The organism is Agaribacter marinus, assembly GCF_030160655.1.
GTDB lineage: Bacteria > Pseudomonadota > Gammaproteobacteria > Enterobacterales > Alteromonadaceae > Glaciecola > Glaciecola marina.
The window spans coordinates 13623-35498 of the sequence record NZ_BSOT01000020.1 but is presented as its reverse complement, the minus strand read 5'-3'; the positions used below and the strand labels follow the sequence as shown (position 1 = coordinate 35498).

Annotated in this window: 22 protein-coding genes and 1 tRNA gene; 7 read left to right on the top strand and 16 right to left on the bottom strand. The window is 41.5% G+C overall.

Annotation, left to right across the window (positions count from 1 at the left end; all coding sequences use genetic code 11):
* Positions 1-25 precede the first annotated feature (25 nt).
* From rpoB to QQK00_RS20335, 9 genes are all read right to left on the bottom strand, one after another.
* Complete coding sequence (gene rpoB, locus QQK00_RS20375; RefSeq protein ID WP_284219550.1) at positions 26-4054, bottom strand: DNA-directed RNA polymerase subunit beta; 4029 nt, start codon at positions 4052-4054, stop codon at positions 26-28.
* A gap of 277 nt (positions 4055-4331) precedes the next feature.
* Complete coding sequence (gene rplL / locus QQK00_RS20370) at positions 4332-4706, bottom strand: 50S ribosomal protein L7/L12 (protein ID WP_284219549.1); 375 nt, start codon at positions 4704-4706, stop codon at positions 4332-4334.
* A 57-nt stretch (positions 4707-4763) separates the two neighbouring features.
* Complete coding sequence (gene rplJ / locus QQK00_RS20365) at positions 4764-5282, bottom strand: 50S ribosomal protein L10 (RefSeq protein ID WP_284219548.1); 519 nt, start codon at positions 5280-5282, stop codon at positions 4764-4766.
* 270 nt (positions 5283-5552) lie between these two features.
* Complete coding sequence (gene rplA, locus QQK00_RS20360) at positions 5553-6251, bottom strand: 50S ribosomal protein L1 (RefSeq protein WP_284219547.1); 699 nt, start codon at positions 6249-6251, stop codon at positions 5553-5555.
* A gap of 4 nt (positions 6252-6255) precedes the next feature.
* The gene (gene rplK, locus QQK00_RS20355) at positions 6256-6684 is read right to left on the bottom strand and encodes a 50S ribosomal protein L11 (protein ID WP_284219546.1); all 429 of its coding nucleotides are present in this window, start codon (positions 6682-6684) and stop codon (positions 6256-6258) included.
* 142 nt (positions 6685-6826) lie between these two features.
* Positions 6827-8359: a sensor domain-containing diguanylate cyclase gene (locus QQK00_RS20350; protein ID WP_284219545.1), complete on the bottom strand. Its 1533-nt coding sequence runs from the start codon at positions 8357-8359 to the stop codon at positions 6827-6829.
* 415 nt (positions 8360-8774) lie between these two features.
* On the bottom strand, positions 8775-9311 hold the full coding sequence (gene nusG, locus QQK00_RS20345) for a transcription termination/antitermination protein NusG (protein WP_284219544.1): 537 nt from the start codon (positions 9309-9311) through the stop codon (positions 8775-8777).
* 6 nt (positions 9312-9317) lie between these two features.
* Entirely contained in the window at positions 9318-9695 is a 378-nt protein-coding gene (secE, locus tag QQK00_RS20340; protein ID WP_284219543.1) for a preprotein translocase subunit SecE, read from the bottom strand.
* 72 nt (positions 9696-9767) lie between these two features.
* Positions 9768-9844, bottom strand: a tRNA-Trp gene (locus QQK00_RS20335).
* A gap of 210 nt (positions 9845-10054) precedes the next feature.
* On the opposite strand from QQK00_RS20335, the gene QQK00_RS20330 reads away from it, so the two are divergent.
* Complete coding sequence (locus tag QQK00_RS20330) at positions 10055-10729, top strand: nitroreductase family protein (RefSeq protein ID WP_284219542.1); 675 nt, start codon at positions 10055-10057, stop codon at positions 10727-10729.
* 33 nt (positions 10730-10762) lie between these two features.
* On the opposite strand, the gene QQK00_RS20325 is transcribed toward QQK00_RS20330, so the two are convergent.
* Genes QQK00_RS20325 through QQK00_RS20310 form a run of 4 tightly spaced genes read right to left on the bottom strand, consistent with a single transcriptional unit; the run spans position 10763 to position 13485 of the window.
* Entirely contained in the window at positions 10763-11443 is a 681-nt protein-coding gene (locus QQK00_RS20325; RefSeq protein ID WP_284219541.1) for a hypothetical protein, read from the bottom strand.
* Positions 11444-11473: 30 nt separating this feature from the next.
* Complete coding sequence (locus QQK00_RS20320) at positions 11474-12025, bottom strand: pesticin C-terminus-like muramidase (protein ID WP_284219540.1); 552 nt, start codon at positions 12023-12025, stop codon at positions 11474-11476.
* 31 nt (positions 12026-12056) lie between these two features.
* Entirely contained in the window at positions 12057-12353 is a 297-nt protein-coding gene (locus tag QQK00_RS20315) for an antibiotic biosynthesis monooxygenase (RefSeq protein ID WP_284219539.1), read from the bottom strand.
* 58 nt (positions 12354-12411) lie between these two features.
* Entirely contained in the window at positions 12412-13485 is a 1074-nt protein-coding gene (locus QQK00_RS20310) for a cupin-like domain-containing protein (protein ID WP_284219538.1), read from the bottom strand.
* Between the two features lie 283 nt (positions 13486-13768).
* On the opposite strand from QQK00_RS20310, the gene QQK00_RS20305 reads away from it, so the two are divergent.
* Positions 13769-14833 carry a sensor histidine kinase gene (locus QQK00_RS20305; protein ID WP_284219537.1) on the top strand — a complete coding sequence of 355 codons (1065 nt, stop codon included), beginning with the start codon at positions 13769-13771 and terminating at the stop codon, positions 14831-14833.
* Positions 14830-15678, top strand: a complete 849-nt coding sequence (locus QQK00_RS20300; RefSeq protein WP_284219536.1) for a LytR/AlgR family response regulator transcription factor — start codon at positions 14830-14832, stop codon at positions 15676-15678. The genes QQK00_RS20305 and QQK00_RS20300 overlap by 4 nt, the downstream gene beginning before the upstream one ends.
* A 48-nt stretch (positions 15679-15726) precedes the next feature.
* On the opposite strand, the gene QQK00_RS20295 is transcribed toward QQK00_RS20300, so the two are convergent.
* Entirely contained in the window at positions 15727-16611 is an 885-nt protein-coding gene (locus QQK00_RS20295) for a LysR family transcriptional regulator (RefSeq protein ID WP_284219535.1), read from the bottom strand.
* A gap of 180 nt (positions 16612-16791) precedes the next feature.
* On the opposite strand from QQK00_RS20295, the gene QQK00_RS20290 reads away from it, so the two are divergent.
* The 3 genes from QQK00_RS20290 to QQK00_RS20280 are packed head-to-tail and all read left to right on the top strand — an operon-like array spanning position 16792 to position 18947.
* Entirely contained in the window at positions 16792-17256 is a 465-nt protein-coding gene (locus QQK00_RS20290) for a nuclear transport factor 2 family protein (RefSeq protein WP_284219534.1), read from the top strand.
* Between the two features lie 41 nt (positions 17257-17297).
* On the top strand, positions 17298-17942 hold the full coding sequence (locus QQK00_RS20285; protein WP_284219533.1) for a glutathione S-transferase family protein: 645 nt from the start codon (positions 17298-17300) through the stop codon (positions 17940-17942).
* Positions 17943-17969: 27 nt separating this feature from the next.
* The gene (locus tag QQK00_RS20280; protein WP_284219532.1) at positions 17970-18947 is read left to right on the top strand and encodes a pyridoxamine 5'-phosphate oxidase family protein; all 978 of its coding nucleotides are present in this window, start codon (positions 17970-17972) and stop codon (positions 18945-18947) included.
* 68 nt (positions 18948-19015) lie between these two features.
* Here the strand turns inward: QQK00_RS20280 and QQK00_RS20275 are convergent, their stop codons facing one another.
* Positions 19016-19690, bottom strand: a complete 675-nt coding sequence (locus tag QQK00_RS20275; RefSeq protein WP_284219531.1) for an alpha/beta hydrolase — start codon at positions 19688-19690, stop codon at positions 19016-19018.
* A 231-nt stretch (positions 19691-19921) separates the two neighbouring features.
* Between QQK00_RS20275 and QQK00_RS20270 the strand changes: the two genes are divergently transcribed.
* Positions 19922-20845, top strand: a complete 924-nt coding sequence (locus QQK00_RS20270; protein ID WP_284219555.1) for an alpha/beta hydrolase — start codon at positions 19922-19924, stop codon at positions 20843-20845.
* Between the two features lie 38 nt (positions 20846-20883).
* Here the strand turns inward: QQK00_RS20270 and QQK00_RS20265 are convergent, their stop codons facing one another.
* Positions 20884-21873: a zinc-dependent alcohol dehydrogenase family protein gene (locus tag QQK00_RS20265; protein WP_284219530.1), complete on the bottom strand. Its 990-nt coding sequence runs from the start codon at positions 21871-21873 to the stop codon at positions 20884-20886.
* Positions 21874-21876 lie beyond the last annotated feature (3 nt).

Below are 21876 nucleotides of genomic sequence, written 5' to 3'. Positions count from 1 at the left end.
TTGTTATTTTAGCGCAATTGCCAGCTTAGTTCTCTTCAAGCTCAATGTTGATACCCAAAGAACGGATCTCTTTCAACAGTACGTTGAATGATTCTGGCATGCCAGGCTCCATTCTATGGTCGCCATCGACGATGTTCTTATACATCTTCGTACGGCCATTAACATCATCAGACTTAACAGTAAGCATTTCTTGGAGCGTATAAGCGGCACCATATGCTTCAAGCGCCCATACTTCCATTTCTCCGAAGCGCTGACCACCAAACTGAGCTTTACCACCAAGCGGTTGTTGAGTAACAAGGCTATATGAACCTGTTGAACGCGCATGCATTTTGTCATCAACCAAGTGATTAAGTTTAAGCATGTACATGTAACCTACAGTTACTGGACGCTCAAACTCTCTACCTGTGCGACCATCGAATAAGGTAATTTGACCTGATTCTGGAATGTCAGCAAGTTTCAACATGTCTTTAATTTCTGACTCACGCGCACCGTCAAATACAGGAGATGCTATTGGTACACCACCTCGCAGATTACCGGCTAAACGCATGATTTCATCATCACTGAAGCTTTCTATATCTACCTCTTGACGAGACTCGCCAAGCTCGTAAACTTTCTTCAAGAACTCACGCACTTTTGCAACTTCTTGCGCTTCTTTGATCATTTGGTCAATTTTAACACCTAAACCATGAGCAGCCATGCCCATGTGTGTCTCAAGAATCTGACCGATGTTCATACGCGACGGTACACCCAATGGGTTTAGTACGATGTCTACAGGCGTTCCGTTGGCATCATGCGGCATATCTTCAACAGGCTGAATGGTTGAAATAACACCTTTGTTACCGTGACGACCAGCCATTTTGTCACCTGGCTGAATGCTACGCTTAACCGCTAGATAAACTTTAACAATCTTAAGTACGCCTGGCGCTAAGTCATCGCCTTGCGTGATCTTACGACGCTTAATTTCAAACTTCTTATCAAAGTCATTCTTCACTTCAGAATATTGTTCAGCAGCTTGGTCAAGCTCAGCTTGTGCGTCTTCATCTTTAAGGATGATATCAAACCACTTTTCACGCGGTGTACTATCTAGTTTTTCTTCTGTGATGCCAGCGTTAACTAACTGACGTCTTGCGCGGGCAAATATGCCGTCGGCTAAAATACTAAACTCATCACCCAGATCTTTCTTCACCTGACGAAGCTGCATTTCTTCGATTTCAAGCGCACGTTGGTCTTTCTCAACACCGTCGCGAGTAAATACTTGAACATCGATAACCGTACCAGAAACACTGTTTGGTACGCGCAGTGACGTATCTTTTACGTCAGATGCTTTTTCACCAAATATTGCTCTTAATAGTTTTTCTTCTGGTGTAAGCTGAGTTTCACCTTTTGGCGTCACTTTACCTACGAGTATATCGCCACCCTTAACCTCTGCACCAATAAACACAACACCAGATTCATCAAGTTTACCTAATGCTGACTCACCAACATTAGGAATATCAGCACTGATTTCTTCCGGCCCTAGTTTAGTGTCACGGGCGATACAGCTTAGCTCTTGGATATGAATAGTAGTGAAACGGTCTTCTTGCGCCACGCGCTCAGAGATAAGGATTGAATCCTCAAAGTTATACCCATTCCAAGGCATGAACGCGATACGCATGTTCTGGCCAAGTGCCAATTCACCAAGGTCAGTCGACGGCCCATCAGCAAGCACATCACCAGTAACAACTGGCTCACCAACATTACATGTAGGCCGCTGGTTAATGCAGGTATTTTGGTTTGAACGCGTATACTTTGTTAAATTGTATATATCGATACCAGCTTCACCCGGCACCATTTCGCTCTCATTTACTTTAACAACAATACGACTCGCATCCACATAGTCAACAGTACCACCACGTTTAGCTACAACGGTAACACCAGAATCAACCGCAACAGTTTTCTCCATACCTGTACCAACTAAAGGCTTATCAGCTCTTAGTGTAGGTACTGCTTGACGTTGCATGTTTGATCCCATCAATGCGCGGTTAGCATCATCGTGCTCTAAGAATGGGATAATACTTGCTGCAATAGACACGATTTGCTGTGACGAAACATCCATATAGGTAATGTCATCACGTTGTACTAATGTCGTTTCTCCTCGCATACGACAAGGTATCAAGTCGTCAACAAGGGCATTGTTGTTATCTAATATGACGTTTGCTTGAGCAATCGCATATTGACCTTCTTCAATAGCAGACAAATATTCAATATCGTCAGTTACTATGCCATCTACAATCTTACGATAAGGTGTTTCTAAGAAACCAAAGTCGTTAGTTCTAGCAAAGCTCGCTAAGGAGTTAATTAGACCAATGTTTGGTCCTTCAGGTGTTTCGATTGGACAAACGCGACCGTAGTGAGTCGGGTGTACGTCTCGTACTTCAAAACCAGCTCTTTCACGGGTTAAACCACCTGGACCTAAAGCTGAAATACGGCGTTTATGAGTAACTTCAGATAATGGGTTGTTTTGATCCATAAACTGAGATAACTGACTCGAACCAAAAAACTCTTTAACAGCAGCAGAGATAGGCTTAGCGTTAATAAGGTCCTGAGGCATAATATTATCTAAGTCACCAAGACTTAGACGTTCTTTAACAGCACGTTCAACACGCACTAAACCAACTCTAAATTGGTTTTCAGCCATTTCACCAACGCTACGGATACGGCGATTACCTAAGTGGTCAATATCATCAACTTCGTCCTTACCATCACGGATGGTAATGAGTTGCTGCATGACCGAAACAATATCGCTTTTGTCTAACGTACCGGCACCCGTCGATTCGTCACGCCCTAAACGACGGTTAAATTTCATTCGACCAACTGCAGACAGGTCATAACGCTCTTCAGAGAAGAATAAGTTATCAAATAAATTTTCTGCTGCATCTTTCGTTGGAGGCTCGCCTGGACGCATCATTCTGTATATTTCAACAAGTGCTTCTAAACGATTACTACTTGGGTCTACACGGATGGTATCTGAAATATATGAACCGTGATCGAGTTCATTGATGTAAAGTGTATTGAACTCCTTAATACCAGCCGTTTTGAGTGCTTCTAAAGACTCAAGTGTTAACTCATCATTTGCGCTTGCAATGATTTCGCCTGTGTCTTCATTGACATAGTTACTCGCAAGTACCTTACCAACCAAATACTCAGCTGGAACAGGTAGTTCAGTAATATTTGCTTTTGCAAGTGCTCTCGTATGGCGAGCTGAAATACGTCGGCCTTCTTCAACAAGTACTTTGCCGTCGGCGTCTAGGATGTCAAATTGTGCAGTCTCACCACGTAAACGGTCAGCAATAACATCCATGAGGAATTTGTCACCGTCAATACGAACAGAAATTTTGTCAAAGAACAAATCTAAGATTTCTTCAGTACCAATTTCTAATGCGCGCAAAATGATGGTCGCAGGCAATTTTCTGCGGCGATCTATCCGTACAAATAAGTTATCTTTAGGATCGAATTCGAAGTCTAACCAAGAACCACGATATGGTATTACACGAGCATTGTAGAGCACTTTACCAGAACTATGCGTTTTACCTTTGTCATGATCAAAGAACACACCTGGAGAGCGATGAAGCTGAGAAACTATTACACGTTCAGTACCATTGATTACGAATGTACCGTTGTCAGTCATTAGTGGGATTTCACCCATATAGACTTCTTGCTCTTTAATGTCTTTTACCGTGCCTGGCGCTGCTTCTTTATCGAAAAGTACTAAACGTAACTTAACGCGAAGCGGTGCTGAGTAAGTAACACCACGAATCTGACATTCTTTAACATCAAATGCTGGCTCACCTAAACGATAAGACACATATTGAAGTTCAGAATTACCAGAATAACTCTTTATTGGAAATACTGACCTGAACGCTGATTCTAAGCCGTACTGGCCTTCTGGATCTTGATCAATAAATTTTTTGAAAGAATCTAGTTGAATTGATAGGAGGTATGGAATTTCCAGTACCTGTGGGCGCTTGCCAAAATCCTTACGGATACGTTTTTTTTCACTATAAGAGTAAACCATGGGTTCCTCAGCCGACCGATTTTTGACCCAACCTGCTACACAACTGCAATGCGTAACAAACTTCCTGTACCCTTTTATTTTTTAGGGTTTAACCTTAAGCATAAACTATTCCAGCTGATATTGCTGTAATGAATTCAAAAACTTAACGCTTACCCCGCGCAAACATATCTATTCAAATAAAGGGCAAAAATTTTGTAATAGATATAGCGCAAAAAGGCTGATGGTTTAAAAACCATCAGCCTTAGCCTAATACAGGCTAGTAACTAGTAGCAACTAATTACTTAATTTCAACTTCAGCACCAGCTTCTTCAAGCTGCTTCTTAAGTTCTTCTGCTTCGTCTTTAGCTACGCCTTCTTTGATAGCTTTAGGTGCAGATTCTACAACTTCTTTAGCTTCTTTCAAGCCAAGACCTGTAGCGCCGCGAACAGCTTTAATTACTGCAACTTTGTTGCCACCGAATGAAGTAAGAACTACGTCAAACTCAGTTTGTTCTGCAGCTGCTTCAGCTGCTGCACCTGGTGCTGCGGCTACTGCTACTGCTGCAGATGCTTCAACACCAAATTTTTCTTCAGCTGCTTCAATAAGTTCTACAAGTTCCATCACAGGCATTTCTGCGATCGCGTTTAAAATATCTTCTTTAGTTAGAGCCATTTCTCTAAACTCCTGGGTAAAATGTTAAAAATTTAAATAAATTGCCAAGACAAAAAATTACTTTTCGTCTTTGATCGCTGCCAATACACGCACAAATTTCGAAGGCACTTCGTTGATTGTTTGAACGAATTTGCCCACTGGTGCTTTGAAGGTAGCAAGTAGTTTCGCCAATGCTTCGTCTCTTGTTGGTAAAGAAGCTACCGCGTCCAATTTTTCTGGACCGAGTAAACCACTACCAATTGATAACGCAGTTACCTTTAATTTATCATTGCCTTTCGCGAAGTCTTTGAAAAGACGCGCAGCACCGCCAGGTGCATCAATAGAAAAGCCATAAATTAGAGGACCGGTTAAAGCACTATCGAGGTCAGCAAACTTACTTTCAGATAAAGCGCGTTTTGCTAAGGTGTTACGTACTACTTTCAAGTACACACCTTGCTCACGGGCTTTAACACGAAGTTCGGTTAACTCACCTACTTCCATACCACGGTATTCAGCGACGGCAACGGATAGAGCGCGAGACGCAACGTCAGAAACTTCTGCTACGATCTCTTTTTTTGCTGCTAAACCTAATGCCACTGAGTTCACCTCTTAAATTCTGAAAATCCTGCTACATATTGTAGATTTCATTTCAGTGTCTACAGATTGATATCAGATACTTCTGATACCGCTCTACGGTGTTCATTTCCCAGAGAGTCTGAGTTGAAACCACCGTCTGCGCAGGAAAATTAAGTTTGTCATTAACGTTAGAGTTCTCTGACCGCTCTAACTGACTTACACCTGCGGTCTTGGACGGGAGTCGATGCATACTTCGCATAGACTCCAACCCACAACCTTTTCAGAGTTAGCTTATACGCTCTCGACAGACCCTTGGTCAATCACGACGCCAGCACCCATTGTAGTGCTTAAGCTAATTTTCTTAATATATGTACCTTTCGCTGAAGAAGGCTTAGCTTTCTTAAGTGCTTCTAATAGCGCTTCAAGGTTTTGTTTTATTTGGTCAGATTCAAATGCGATCTTACCGATACTCGCATGAATAATACCATTTTTATCGTTACGGTATCTTACCTGGCCTGCTTTAGCGTTTTTAACCGCTGTCGCTACATCTGGCGTCACAGTACCAGTTTTAGGATTTGGCATTAATCCTCTTGGTCCTAAAATTTGACCTAGTTGACCAACAACACGCATTGCGTCTGGGCTAGCAACAACGACGTCGAAATTCATTTCGCCTTTTTTCACTTGCTCAGCTAAATCGTCCATGCCGACGATGTCTGCACCCGCTTCTTTAGCAGCATCTGCATTAGCACCTTGAGTGAAAACTGCAACACGCACGTCTTTTCCTGTACCGTTAGGTAGTACAGTTGCACCACGAACATTTTGATCAGATTTACGTGCATCAATGCCCAAATTAATGGCTACATCCACGCTTTCTGCAAACTTAACAGTGGCGAATTCTTTCAATAAAGCAACAGCTTCATCGAACTGATACTCTTGAACCGGATCTACTTTTTCACGAATTGCGCGTAAACGCTTAGATAATTTTGCCATTCTATTAGTCCTCTACTACCAAGCCCATGCTGCGAGCAGAACCAGCAATAGTTCTTACTGCTGCATCAAGGTCAGCTGCTGTTAGATCAGGTTCTTTCGCCTTTGCAATCTCTTCTAATTGCGCGCGTTTAACCGTGCCCACTTTTTCAGTGTTAGGACGACCAGAACCACTCTTAATGCCTGCCGCTTTCTTAAGCAAGAAAGATGCTGGAGGAGTTTTTGTTTCAAAAGTAAAAGAACGGTCTTCGTATACTGTAATAACAACAGGAACCGGAGCGCCTTTTTCTAGAGATTCTGTTTTCGCATTAAATGCCTTACAGAATTCCATAATATTTACACCATGTTGACCTAAAGCAGGACCAACTGGTGGACTTGGGTTCGCAGCACCCGCGCCTACTTGTAGCTTAATTAAGCCAGTGACTTTTTTCGCCATGATATTGTCTCTCTATTTAATGGGTATAACGCCTTGTAAGTACAGAGAATACTTACTCTAACGGCTTCCCTTGCATAAAAAAGGGCGCAAATTATAGGCTTTTAAAAGATTAGATGCAAGAGATAATTCGCGGTATATACGCTTAATTGTCAATCATTATTCGGCTTTGACCAGACTTTTTGACTTGATACATATTTGCATCTGCGATTGCAATAAGCTCATCTAAGTCATCATCAACGCTTTTAGCACGCGCGCTGCCAATACTGGCACTTATTATCACCTCTATATTTTCTTCAATTTCAATCGGTTGACTAATACTATTCACTAATGATTCACAAAGCTTTTGTAATTTGGCGTTATCGCTACAAGGCTGCTTTATTGCTACTAAAAACTCGTCGCCTCCCCAGCGACAAGACACAGATTCAATATCTAAGAACACACGTTTAATGGCCTTGCTAACTTGCCTAAGTACGACGTCGCCTGCATCATGCCCGTACTGGTCGTTTACCGGTTTAAATTTATCTAAATCAATCATCATTAACACTGCGTCACCATCTTGACCATGCATCAATTTCTTTAGTTCTCTTGTGCCAGCTCTTCGATTGAACATCCCTGTTAACGCGTCATGATCGGCTTCGAACTTAGTTCTTTTCTCCCGAAAAATCCGTTCGGTAACATCATATGCAATTACTTCAATCAAGGCATCATCATATGATCCTAAACTAGCATGTTTACTGGATATTCGAGCAAACAAACAATGGAGGACTCGCTCTTTACCTGCATCGGTAAAACTTATATCCACCGCAATTTGGTCGCTTGAGTTAACCAACCTTAAACGTTGAAAATGCGTTTTGAGTTGCTCTTTCTGATTAAACGCAGCGATAAAATCTGTTGACTCAATTAGGGCTGGGCATAGGTGATTAAACGCAGGGTTCTTAGTTACTAATTGATTCTTAGCATCAATAATACCGATGCCAGCTCTTGCTTGTTCGAAAATAAGCTTAAAATGTTTCTGGAGGCTTTCGTGATGCACTCTAAGCTGCTGCTCTCGCGAAAACTGTTCTTTTAACTCTTCGGTAAGATCATTAATTCCGTCGATAAGAAGACCAAACTCATCCTTTTTTGTATAGCCAATTTCAATTGGCTCGACGGCTTCTGGTGAATAGTGTTTTTGCTTCTCAAACGCTCTCGTCAAACGACTAATAGGCGTCGTTAACTGTTGCTGGACAACCCAACCAACAATAAGGCTGATTAGAAGACTTATCACAAGGAAAACAACGGCATTTTCTAGTGCAATTCGGGTAACGCTGTCTCGAATAAAGTCATTGTCAGGGTATATACGGAAATTGCCAACCACCTCTCCTTTCGTAAACGGATCTTCCAAGAGAATTGAAATAGCCTTACGATTTTGGTTGTTCCCAATAGATACATTTAAACCGTCGCTATTCTCGATAATAGCACCAGCAACGAGATCATTCTGCTCTAGTCCATTAATTATTTCAGTGGCAAGCACGTCATCATTCAAATAAGCAGATATAGCGGCCGTTCTTTGAGCCCCCAATCCTAGCTGTTCGACTAAGTTTCGATTAACCTCTGTTTGTTGATGTTCTTTATAAAAATATACGCCGAGGGCGCTCACTAAAGCCAGCAGAATACTTGAAGTCGCAATTATCATTGCGACTCTAAGGTATATTTTATTTCTCCAACTATGCATTAAACAGCCATTGTGAATAAACAGTTTTGCTCATAAATAGCATTTGCTTATTTTAAACATTAAAATAGCACTAATATGCAACGCGCTACCTTTCGCAACTAGTAAATAAAGCGTGTCGTGAAAAGTTAGTGATATGATTTTCAAACATGGTTCCGACTAACATATTACAACTAAAGTTTAGTTAAAATATTAATTTATATACAAATGTATATTTCTATCGGTTCAAAAATACATACGCTTTAATTTAACTTAGGACAGAAGGCGGTATTTGCAAGATATTTTGAGAATGGATTAGTGAAAATAAAAAAAACCGCTCAAGTAATGAAGCGGTTTTCAATGTTTTTTACACGTTTACTAAAGTAAATTTTGAGAAAGTTTACCCTTTCTCTACTTGACTGAACTCTAACTCAACCGGCGTTGAACGCCCAAAAATAAGTACGGAGACTTTCAAGCGACTTTTCTCATAATCGACTTCTTCAACAACACCATTGAAGTCAGCAAATGGACCGTCATTCACCCGAACCACTTCACCCGGTTCAAACAACGTCTTAGGCTTAGGCTTATCTACTGATTCTTCAAGTCTATTTAGAATAGCATCGGCTTCACGCTTAGAGATAGGCATTGGTCTGTCTGATGTACCGCCGATAAACCCAAGTACTCTTGGAATACTTTTTACTAAATGCCAAGAATCTTCGTTCATTTCCATTTCCACAAGTACATAACCCGGAAAAAACTTACGTTCAGATTTACGCTTTTGACCAGCTCTCATCTCAACTACTTCTTCGGTTGGTACCAAAATTTCACCGAAGTAGTCTTCCATGCTATGCATTTTTATGTACTCTTCTAGTGTTTTCTTAACACGCCCTTCGTACTGAGAAAATGCCTGTACCACGTACCATTTTTTATCTGACATTGTGAATTAAGCTCCGATACCAGTAATAAGTGCAACAGCCCAAACAATAAGCATATCGATGAAGTAAAGTAATACACCAACCAGCGCTGTAGCAAGCAAAATAATACCCGTTAAACGATTAACTTCACTACGCTCAGGCCAAACGACTTTACGTACTTCGATTTTTGCATCTTTAGCAAATGCAAAAAAAGTAGCGCCTTTGATTGTCGTTGCTGCAATACCTAAAGAAGCGGCGATGACAACTACTGCCGCAATGGCGCGATATAGCACCGATAATTCACTGTATGCGCTATTGAAATAAACAAGCCCGCCAACTAATGCGACGACCAACAACCACTTAACTGTATCCAACGGATTGGATTGACTTTCTGCCTTATCACTCATTCGTGTTACCTTTGTGATACAACGCTTAACGCGACATATCAATATTCCATATTGACAAAATATGATATCAGCTGGCAGGGGTGGAGGGACTCGAACCCCCAACCATCGGTTTTGGAGACCGCTGTTCTACCAATTCGAACTACACCCCTAAAATGCTGATAAAAATCTTATAGTTACACTACCCTTGTGAGTTTGTCTGTTTTTGGGGAACTTCAGCGTCATAAGGGAGGGAGGCGTATTATACTTAAGATGACAGTTGATACAAGTAATTTAATAAAAGAATAATCTTTTACTTCAGTCGTAAATAGTAGCTAAATACACATTTTTCTTTTAGAGTAAAATCAAAAAAGGATCGCGTAATGCAGGCTCACAATTGCAAACCACTGGATGATTTTATTGAATATCCTCCTGAAGAAATGTCCAAACGCGCACAAGATTGGTATCAACAAATAAAGCGACGGCACAGTATCCGTCAATTCAGCGAAAGAGTTGTACCACAAAACATCATTGAAACCTGCATTAAAAGTGCTGGCACTGCGCCAAATGGTGCAAATCATCAACCATGGCATTTTGCAGCCATTAGCTCTCCGGAAATAAAACGTCAGGTGAGAGAGCAAGCCGAACAGCACGAACGTCGATTTTACGGGGGCTCTGCAGGGGACCAGTGGCTAAATGCCTTAAAACCGCTAGGAACAGATGCACAGAAGCCATATTTGGAAACTGCACCGTGGCTAATTGCCATTTTTAGCCAAAAAAAAGGTGGCGTTGAGGCCACAGATAAACAACAAAACTACTATATACATGAATCCGTTGGCATCGCGACTGGATTTCTAATAACGGCTCTACATAATGCGGGACTAGCAACACTGACTCACACTCCCAAACCAATGAGCTTTTTATCTAAAATTTGCCGCCGCCCTGATGACGAACGCCCATATATGCTCCTCGTTACGGGGTATCCAGCCAGCGACGCGACAATTCCTTTACATGCGCTAAAGAAAAAACGTTTGGAAGAAATTTCAAGCTTTTTGTAAACTTTAAAAGCAGTATCAAAAGAGCCACATGCACTAATAACCGGATTTGTATACAGATGAAACTGCGGGTTTACCTTGCGCTTGTTTGCTTGCGGAATTACCATTAAGTAGCGTGATCAAAGCAGGGTAATAAGCCACGTAGTTTCCGGTTTTTGCCTTCTCTTCAATCCATAGTAAATGAGTAGAGGGTGTATCATTTAGCGTTAATTGCTTCACTTCCAGCATGCTTACGATACCTTTGTACTTGATGGTTATATGTGTAAACTCATCCTCAAACACTAGCGTAGTATCATTCAAGTGGACAAAACCCACATCATTTAGGTTAGGAGCTGCGCCAAATTGCGGGTTAAAAGAGAGAGGAAAATGATACGGTGTTAAGTGCAATAGCGCAGTTCTCAGCACACTCGCGGCGACTTCAAACACAGAATCAGACACAAGATATCGAGAGCATTGTAGGTAGTACTTAGCGGTTTGCTGGTCTCGGTAACGTTCTGATATACGTAAGTGTTCTCGACTAGCCGTATAACTAGCGCAATCAGTCACTATTTCACCGTTTTCTAACATTAGCTCAGGCAGTAAAGTGCTATCTACCTGTTGTTTGGCGAGCAAAGGCTTTTCTGTGTAGTCAGTTGACGAATTAGAACAAGCACCAATACTCATTGTAACAAAGAAAAGAGCCACAACACTGACGGCACCGTACCTTAGTATAAGCACAATTGACGTCTTTAGACGCTTATACTTTTGTTATGCAAGCGCATAGTCCGCTTCTTTATGCCGACGTGACGGGTACCTATCACCGAAATTACGTAACTCACGTATTGCAGCAGACCAATCTAAGCTTGTCACACAACGCCAAAACGTCGGGCAGCGCGTTTGAACACTTCCATATTGAAATTCAACAGATGCAATAACGGTTTGCCACTTTGCCGGAATTTCATGGAATGCTGTCGAACTATCCTCAGAAAATCTTTCGACAAGTGTTGAAATCATCTTATTCTTGGCACCAGAGTTAAGCGCGTTCGCTTGGGCCTCTGTTATTGTCAAAGGCTTCGCAGCCAAATACGCCTCGGCTTCTTTTCCCTTTAAGCCCAGATAAGGCGAAAGACGTTGAATAAAGTCTGGACTAAGCGCCAACATCAACAAATCATGCTCGTTTCTGGCGCCAAGATCAAAACCTACCCCGACGGTTACCCCACTTTGACTATTTTCTGGGTCTGGCACGTATCCAGATAAAATATTACCGCCTTCTAGTTCAGCGATAAAACCGTAATCAATCGTTACCTTGTATGCACTCATTTGCTTCTCCTTGCCCGGTTGTCTTTAATCATCAGGACAATTTACTATAAGTATCAACCATAAATTCAACGCCTTCAGTCGCAAACAAACGCCCTGATTGCTCCATTAAAATCATCCAATCCTTACTTTGCATGCACGCTTCGTGATGTGACTGAGATTCCCATTCCCAATACATCATAGTCTCATTTGATTCTAAGGATTCATGAAATGAAATAGATACGAAGCCTGGGTGGCGTTGCGCTAATGGGATCATCGATAAACCGAACGCATGAATACGCGCCTTAAGCTCACTAGGAAATTTAACACGAGAAATTGCAACAAAACTCATTGTGTACCCCCATAATTGCTAAGTTTAATTAAGCTTAGCTTTCACATATTAATTTACGCTACTTAAATTTATCAGAATATTGCCCCTTTGGCATCTTACCTAGATCGACGCCCATGTTTCTTAGCATGTAATCACGAATATCGTAGGCATGTTGAGGGTCGATTTTTCTAAATATGCCACGTTCTGCTTCATTCAAATGTGCAAGAGGTTCGCCTTCTGCCTTAAATACAAAATAATCAATTAGGTATTTCCAGTTTTTTCTCTCAGCCTCAGACAAATGAGAAAGCGTATATAAACCATGCAATAAAGTGTTAATTGGGCTTTCTAATTTGCGGTTATCGTTAAGCCAGAAATAATTCACCAACATACAGTAATCGCCTTCAGACCGCACGTTGTGCCACCACAGTGGCGGATTGTAAAACCCATCACCAGGTGCTAACTCTGCGACCAGTGCATGCTCAAGCGCGTCTTTATATCGAGGATGTTTGTCAAAATTAGGGTTGTCTATATCGACCATACTCATTGGCGCGCCTGCAGGTGACTTATCAATAGGCCCGGGGTAAAGATTTTTCACTTGCTCAGTCGGAAACAACGTAAAAGTACGTTTGCCAGAAACCAGACAGGCGATGTTATCAAATTCATCATAGTGCGTCGAAACAGTAGAAGAATTGCCTAACCAAAAACGAGGTTCTATCTTTGAGTTGAGCTGAAAAGGATGTGGATTTTCTTCGATAAAACCTTGTACATGAGGAAATATGCCAATACTTCCGGTATAGACTGATAATTCTTGATTTTGCGTCTGTGTAAGTTCAAAGATAGTTTTAATCGCTTGTGCAAACGATTGGTCTTTTTCCTTAAAATTATACTTATCTGTACCTTCGTTATAAAAGTAGCGACCATTAATTGACTTTGGCGCCTCAAACGTTCTTACGGTGTGCGTAGTATTTATTGATTTGGCCGTCAGATATTCGTGCAAACTAGCGGAAGACTCTTTCGCTTTTTTTAACACTGGCCAATCATTCACTAAGCCTTTGAGAATAACGGGCTTATTCATTGGCACAATTTCTTCAAAAAACTCGCGAGTACTTACGTTAGGATACTCATCGACGCGCTTCTTTATCTTTGGCTGCATGCTCATTTGTGATAAGTCTATTTTGCTTATTTTTATAGTACCACCGAAATAGTAATATTCTATAAATTATGCACAATCATTTCGTCACAAACCTGCAGTTGCTGACTGAGTGACGACTTTGGCAGCTAGGGGGACTAATTGCTCGTTTAGTGGTATTTAACTCCGTTACTCAATGCGAAGACTTGAGACAAGTTGAAACATTTTTACGATGAAGTGAAAACATATAGAAACACCTGTAAGCTATAATCAGGTGTTGTTATTAAAATGGTAGTCTGCTCAACCCATGAAAATTCTGGCGCTAGCCCGCAGTTCGACACAATTTTACCTCATTAATATCGTGGGATGGGTAGGCTATATTTTAAGTAGTCTAATCGGCACGATGTATTGGGATAAACCTGCAAACTACTACTTAACCATTGCGTTTAGCGGCTTTGTTGGCTTTTTACTCAGTTTTATTTTACGACCAATTTATCTAAAAATTTGGGATTTAAGTACAGTTGTAAAAATCCTTACAGTCCTAGTAATGTGTTATCTCCTAAGTATTCTATGGGTAATTCCCGTCAACTTTATATACTGGGACCTATTCAAAGACGGATATCGCCCGTCTAGCTGGTATGGATACATCAGTATGACGGGAAGCAAGTTTTATCTCTACTTCTGCTGGAGCTGCTTATATTTTGGGATTAAGTTTTATCGTGAGATGCAAAAAGCAACACAAAGCGCACTTAAGGCCAATGCCCTAGCGCATGAGGCACAGTTGAAAATGCTACGGTATCAGTTAAACCCTCACTTTTTATTTAATACCCTAAACGCAATTTCAACCTTGGTATTGGTTAAGCAAAACGATCGAGCTAACGAAATGGTAGCACGCTTATCTAGCTTCTTACGTTACTCTTTAGACAATGACCCAATGCAAAAAGTATCGCTAAAGCAAGAGGTTACAACACTTCAACTTTACTTAGATATTGAAAAAGTAAGATTTGAGGAACGATTAGATATTGTATTTGATGTCGAAAAAAACGCTGAGGATGCGCTCATTCCTAGTCTAATTTTACAACCGCTTGTAGAAAACTCAATAAAATACGCCATCGCAAATTCTGAAAATGGCGGGCAAATTAGTATTTGCGCAAATATAAACGATCGCTCACTATTCCTCGACATAATAGATGACGGACCAGGCGTAACGCTGAACAACGGGCAACTACCTAGTGGCAGAGGCGTTGGCATCAAAAATACGCAAGGAAGATTACAGGAACTTTATGGCGCTTCGCATTCGTTTGCAATATCGAATGCGAATCCAAGTGGTTTGAAAATTTCTATAACTATTCCGTATGAGGTCTCTCAATGATAACGAATCAGCGTTGTATAAGTAATGCTACTGACAGTCCACATAAAATACGTACTTTGATTGTTGATGACGAATCACTCGCAAGGCAAGGTTTACAAATAAGGTTAGAAAGTTTTAGCGACGTGCAAATTATTGGCCAGTGTACCAATGGCCGAGAGGCACTGGCAGCCATTGCTCAACATTCTCCTGATCTAGTTTTTTTAGACATTCAAATGCCTGGCTTAGATGGCTTCGATGTGGTTAAACACCTACAAGCTGACAATACACCGTTGATTGTATTTGTGACTGCATTCGATCAATACGCTATCGATGCATTTGATGTACATGCTATTGACTACGTACTCAAGCCCATTGAACAAGAGCGCTTGGGGACCGCAATTAATCGCGCAAGACAGCACTTATTGCAAAGCGAAAGTGAAAATCAAAAGCAACGATTGATGGATTTAATTGGCAATATTACTGGACAGTCGCCGGCCGAATTATCCAGATTACTAGCTGAAAACGGAGCGCTAGAACAACCGTACCCCGAAAAAATCGCGATTAAAGATCGTGATGAAACAACGCTAGTAAACAGTAACGACATTGCTTGGATTGAAGCGGCAGGGGACTACATGTGTATCCACGCAAATGAGCAAGTACATGTATTGCGTTCTACAATGAAAAAGCTAGAAGAACAACTAAACCCACAAACCTTTCAGCGTGTGCACCGCTCGACTATCGTCAACTTAGATAAAATCGAAAAAATTTGTTCACACATTAATGGCGAGTACTTTTTACAACTCGATAACGGCGCAAAACTTAAGATGAGCCGCAGCTATCGTGACAAAATAAAGCACATAATTTAAGTGCCGTTGAACATTGCTATAAATGCGGGGAGTAAGCCTTGCAATTCGCTATGGGTTTATCAACGGATTTGCTCGTAAACGTTCCACCGCTAACTCGATAAACGAGCGAGTCTTAGCATTCGCTCTGCGCCCTTCGAGATGAATAACGTTTACTGGTAACGGCGCTTCTTCATAGTCAATAAGTAAACGACGAAGCCTACCTTGATTGATGTCTTCCCCTGCTTGATATGACATCAATCGAGTAATACCATGACCGAGCAAAACCGACTTAAGCGCGGCAGAATTGTGATTGCAATACAAACGTGGGAATAATTTAATTAATTCTTTTTTACCATTGTTTAAAAACTGCCAAGTATTTAAGCTCTCAAATGTACTAGCGAATACCACACTGTGTTTGGTTAAATCAGAAGGTATTTCAGGCATACCGTGCTTATCTAAATAATCCGGTGAACCACATACTACACGTCTTACTTCCCCTACCTTTGTCGCATAAAGATTAGAATCTTTGAGGTGCCCAATACGAATAGCGACATCAAGTTCTTCTTCAATTAAACTCGTTACACGGTCATAAAACATCGCATTTACCGAAACATCTGGATACGCGGCTAAATATTCATTCATGATAGGCACTACATGTTTCTCACCAAATAACACTGGCGCTGTCACTGTCAACTTACCAGCAGGCTTTGCGTAAACACCAAGGACTGATGCTTCCGCCTCGTCAATATCATCAATAATGCGAATTGCGTCATGCAAATATCGAGCGCCAGATTCAGTCAATTTAACCAATCGTGTAGTTCTATGAAATAGCTTAACCCCTAAACTTGCTTCCAAAGATGCAACTGCTCTTGTAATGGCAGGCGCTGAATAACCTAGTGTTTCTGCTGCATGATTGAAGCTTCGATGTTTAGCTACTTCAATAAATATTTTCATGGATTCAATCTTATCCAAACTGCCCTCGCTTTTCTCAGCGCCTCACATTCATTATTCCATTATTAGAAATAATTAATTTCAATTTCAAGCAATTATTTCTAATTCACAAACCAGTATTGTAGTGCACATCACTAAGTTCGTTTAGTAATCGCAATCATTGATTAATGTAAAGGAGCAAAAATGCCAAGACCACCTCTCCCCCCTTTTGACCAAACATCGGCCATCGAAAAAATTAGACTTGCAGAAGACGCTTGGAATAGCGGTGACCCAGCCCGTGTTGCATTAGCATACACAGAGAACTGTCCATGGCGAAATCGAGCTGAATTTGTCACGGGCAGAGAAGAAATTAACGCATTCCTAATACGCAAATGGACAAGAGAATTAGAGTACAGGCTTATAAAGGAACTATGGGCATTTACCGGTGACCGCATCGCCGTGCGTTTTGCTTATGAATTCAGAGATGATTCTCATCAATGGTTTAGGGCATATGGGAATGAAAACTGGGAATTCGATGAAAGTGGACTAATGTGTAAACGTATAGCAAGTATAAACGAACATCTTATTGAAGAAAGCGATAGAAAGTTTCATTGGCCACTAGGTCGTCGGCCAAATGACCATCCAAGTTTGTCGGCACTAGATTTATGAGCACTCTGTCAAACAACGTAAATAACGTTTAGGAACCAACAATGAACCCAAAATTTTCAGCATCAAATACACCAATAAAACTATATCGTAACCCAATATCCGGACACTGTCATAAAGTAGAATTAATGTTAGCGTTTTTGGACATTCCATACAAAACCGTAGACTTAGATATGGCTAATGGTGCACATAAAGCGCCAGACTACTTAAAAATAAACCCATTTGGCCAAGTACCTGCTATTGATGACAACGGTGTCACATTGGCGGATTCAAATGCAATTATTACATATCTAAACCAACAGTATAACGACGGGTACGAATGGTATCCGAGCGCTCCTCTCGCCGCAGCAGAAGTACAGCGTTGGTTGTCCGTCGCTGCAGGTGAAATCGCATACGGCCCATGCGCTGCGCGCTTAGTTAAAGTATTTGGTGCAAATTTGGATTACGAACTTGCTAAACAAAAAACAGTTGCCCTTTTTGCAATAATCGAAGCAACGTTAACCGACAAAGACTTTCTCGCAGGGAAGGCAATTACGCTTGCAGATGTGGCCGCATATAGCTATATATCTCATGCGCCTGAAGGTGGTGTGAGTCTGGTGCCATATCCAGCTATCCAAGCCTGGTTGAATCGTATTGAAGCGCATCCTCGCTTTATCGGTATGGCTCGCTCACCGCTTCCAGACGCGTAATAACCTATCTTCCCCTAGGAGGCGACCATGCCAGAACAACAACAAATACAGTTTCATGCAGATGAAATAGCGGTACAGAAACGCTTAGGCCTTGCTGAAAAGGTCGCCAAATACGGAAATTACTTTATTCGGCAAACAATGCCAGAACAGCATCGCAGCTTTTTTGCTGAACTCCCCTTTGTCATATTGGGCATGGTTGACGCACATGGTGCCCCTTGGGCACTACCATTATTTGGCGAAGCCGGATTTATTTCATCTTCCGATGACAACTGCTTACATATAGCGGCTAGGCCTAAATTAGCACAGATGCTAGGCCTAAATTTTAGGAACGGAGAAAAGATTGGCATGTTAGGGATTCAGTTGAACACCCGACGTCGCAATCGAATGAATGGTGTCATAAGCAATATTACAGCAAAAGGCTTTGATATTACTGTAGACCAGAGTTTCGGCAACTGTCCAAAATACATTCAGACGCGTGACCTTGTTTGGTCAAAAAATGAAAGTGCAAATACTGATTTTTCAGCAGTGGAAATTTCTGAACACATCGATACAAGGAGTAAAGCCTTTATAGAACAAGCAGATACTTTCTTCGTCGCGTCACGAACCAAAACCTTTAGCGAAGACATTCGTAGCGGTATTGATGCATCTCACCGAGGAGGCAAGCCAGGATTCATCAAGGTCACGGGCAATAAATTATGTTTTCCAGATTTTAGCGGGAACAAATTCTTTAATACCTTAGGTAACATCGTTTCTGACGGCAGAGTCGGTCTTGTTTTTCCGAATTACGCAAATGGAGATGCAATATTTGCTACAGGCTGGGCTGAAATCCAATGGAACAACGATACGATCAACGCGTTTGAAGGCGCTGAGCGCATGATTGAAGTTACCATAGAGCGGTTGCTCTATATACCCCAATTCATGCCAATGACAGGCAAGCTTATTGAACAATCACCTGTATTAGATGCAACTGGAACTTGGGGCGACCTAAACCGCAAAAAAACCTAGCCCGTAGAGGTTTAGAGGTGTAGAGGTAAGGCATCAAACGCAAGCCGCGTCATATAACAGTAAAGTCTTTACTTCTTTTCTTCTTGCGATAAGGCTATCCAACTTGTAAGCGGTTCAACCCAATCAGTAAGCGGTTGGTAAAAAGCTCCATGTTCCTTGCCGGTAGAAATCGCAATTTCTTGAAAAGACGCCACCGTTTCAGGGTTTCGTCCAACGATACCTTTGCACGACCCAACGGAGTCTGAGGTTTCATAAATAGAGAGTATATGTCCGTGTAGTTGAATCTCTTCCCTATTCGCTAGGCCACTAGTACATGCCGCAAGAATGACATAATTTATGCCGTCGTTTGCCAATAAACTAGAGGCTACACCTGTTATAAACCCGCCACGAGAGAAGCCTACTAATGTGATGTTTTTTGCAGGTACATTCTGTTTTAAAAGGTTTAATACTTGTTGTTTCAGTTTTCTCGCATGCGCAAATGGATCCGAGTTTGCCGCCCTATGCTCAGCAACAATCGTTGCCTTCGTTGCTGATAACGCATTTAAAATGGCTGGGTAATCGTAAACGCCCCACCTCGGATGCTTTGGTTTTGGATCATCGCCTTCAACAATGTATCCATGTGAATAAAATATGTACTTGTTATCAGGAGACACTTCCTCCGGAAGCGTATTGTATATAGCAGATGCAAATACAGGAATTGGAAATATGATACAGATAAGACACGCAAGCTTTTGTTTTAACATCGATTTCATATAGGTGGCAGTAGGACTGAAGATTACACTTTATTCAAACATAGACTTTTGAGACCCGAAATCGTTCCACATACAAGCACATAAATTAAATTTTATACATGTCAATATTGGGATTCCTCGCACAACTATTTATACTCCTATATTACACATACAGGATATTAAGGTATTACCATTCAAACTATTGCTATTCATACGATTATTCGTGGCTTACTCATCGTGCCGATGCTATTTGTTAGCGGTTGCGTCAATATAGTAAAAGTTGGCATTGTTGGCGCCGAAAGCTTCCCTATATCGCCGAGTGTGACAACGCAGGTAAAATCAGAGTTCGATGTTGAAACTCGGCAATTCTGCGATCCAGAACTCGACTGCTATCACTATTACTTTTTACCGAACAAGGCGCGTAAACAAACACTAGAAATGCATCACAATGCTAGCTTCACAGATACAACGTATTCAACGTCTTTGTTAGTCGAACGTCAGGGTTTACCAACATTCACCGGCAGTGTTGTCGTCATACATGGGTTTAGGGGTAGTAAAGATTGGTCGTTAATGACCGCCGCTTACTTCCAGTTTTTGGGTTTTGACACATACGTGTTTGACCTTTTAGGCCACGGCGAACTAAAAACAGATAAGGGCTTTGGCGTACACGACGTTAGATATATTCAACGGTTCATTGAAACTAACATTGACACTACCAAGCCAATTATTGCTGTTGGCAATTCTATGGGTGGTCTAGTCGCTACATCTTTAACACATGAAAAAATAGCTGACGGCGCCATTTTGCAAGCGCCCATGACACAATTCGACGATTCATTGGAAGGCTATATGAAGGATAAAAAACCTTGGTACAAAGCGTTCTTATCCGATGAGACAATAAGATCAGCGGCAAACAAAGCGTTATATGATGCTGGCCTGAACGCACAGCAAACGAATACAATAGATATACTAAAAAAGAGCAATTCACCTTTTCTTATTTTCGCGTCAAACGTGGATAGTGTATCACCCTATGCCGCTTTTTCTCCATTGCACTCAAACAATATAGAAGTTGTCGAAATAGATAAACTCGAACACGCTTATATGTCGATGATAGGCGAGTTCGAGCATGAAAAAATACTTGCGTGGTTAAGCGCCAATTTTGATGAATGAAACAATGGCCCTAACTAAGGGCCAAAGAGGTAAAAAATTTAATTTACTGAAACAACAACCTTTCCAACAGCCCGCCCACTCGCTAAACGTTCATGTGCTTTACCAATGTCAGTAAAACTAAATGACGTGTCGTCTAAAATAGGTTTAAGCGCACCAGCTTCAACAATTGATGTTAACGACTTTAAAATTGCTGCATGCTCTTCGCGCTTGTGATCATGAAGCATAGGTATCAACATAAACACCACGTGCAAAGACAAGCCTTTAAAGTGGGCTGGAGATAAATCTAGTTCAAGTAAAGAGACGGTAGACACGACGTGAGCGTTAAGTGCGGCGGCATGAAAAGAATTGGTCATATTTGCACCGCCTACTGAATCAAATACTACTTCAAAACCGCTACCATCAGTATACTGCTGCACGTAGCTTTCAACTGAATCAGTACGATAGTTAATTGCAGTAGCCCCCAGTTGCTGAATCAATTGTAACTGTGGCTCTCCACCACCCGTTGAAAAAACATTTGCACCGAAATATTTTGCCAACTGCAACGCAATATGACCAACGCCACCTGTGCCTCCATGCACAAGCACATTTTGACCACGCTGAATACCAGCGCGCATTAGTCCTTCATAAGCGGTTATACCGACTAATGGCAATGCCGCTGCTTCTAGCATCGATAAGTTATTAGGTTTTAGCGCGACTAATTTGACATCTGCAACAATGTATTCGGCGAGCGTACCTTGTAAATCTGCAAGGCCACCAGCGCACCCATATACTTCATCTCCAACGTTATACCCATTAACACTGTCACCCACCTCACAAACAATACCCGCGAAGTCCATACCTAATATAGCAGGTGTAGCAGGAGACAGCGGTAACTCCGGGCCCATTTGTCTAATCATCGTATCAACCGTATTGACACTCGTGGCCGCTATTTTAACAAGCACATGGCCTGCTTTTATCTTTGGTTTTGGCACTTCCGCTTCTTCAAAAACCTCAGGGCCGCCAAATTCATTTAAAATCATTGCTTTCATGTT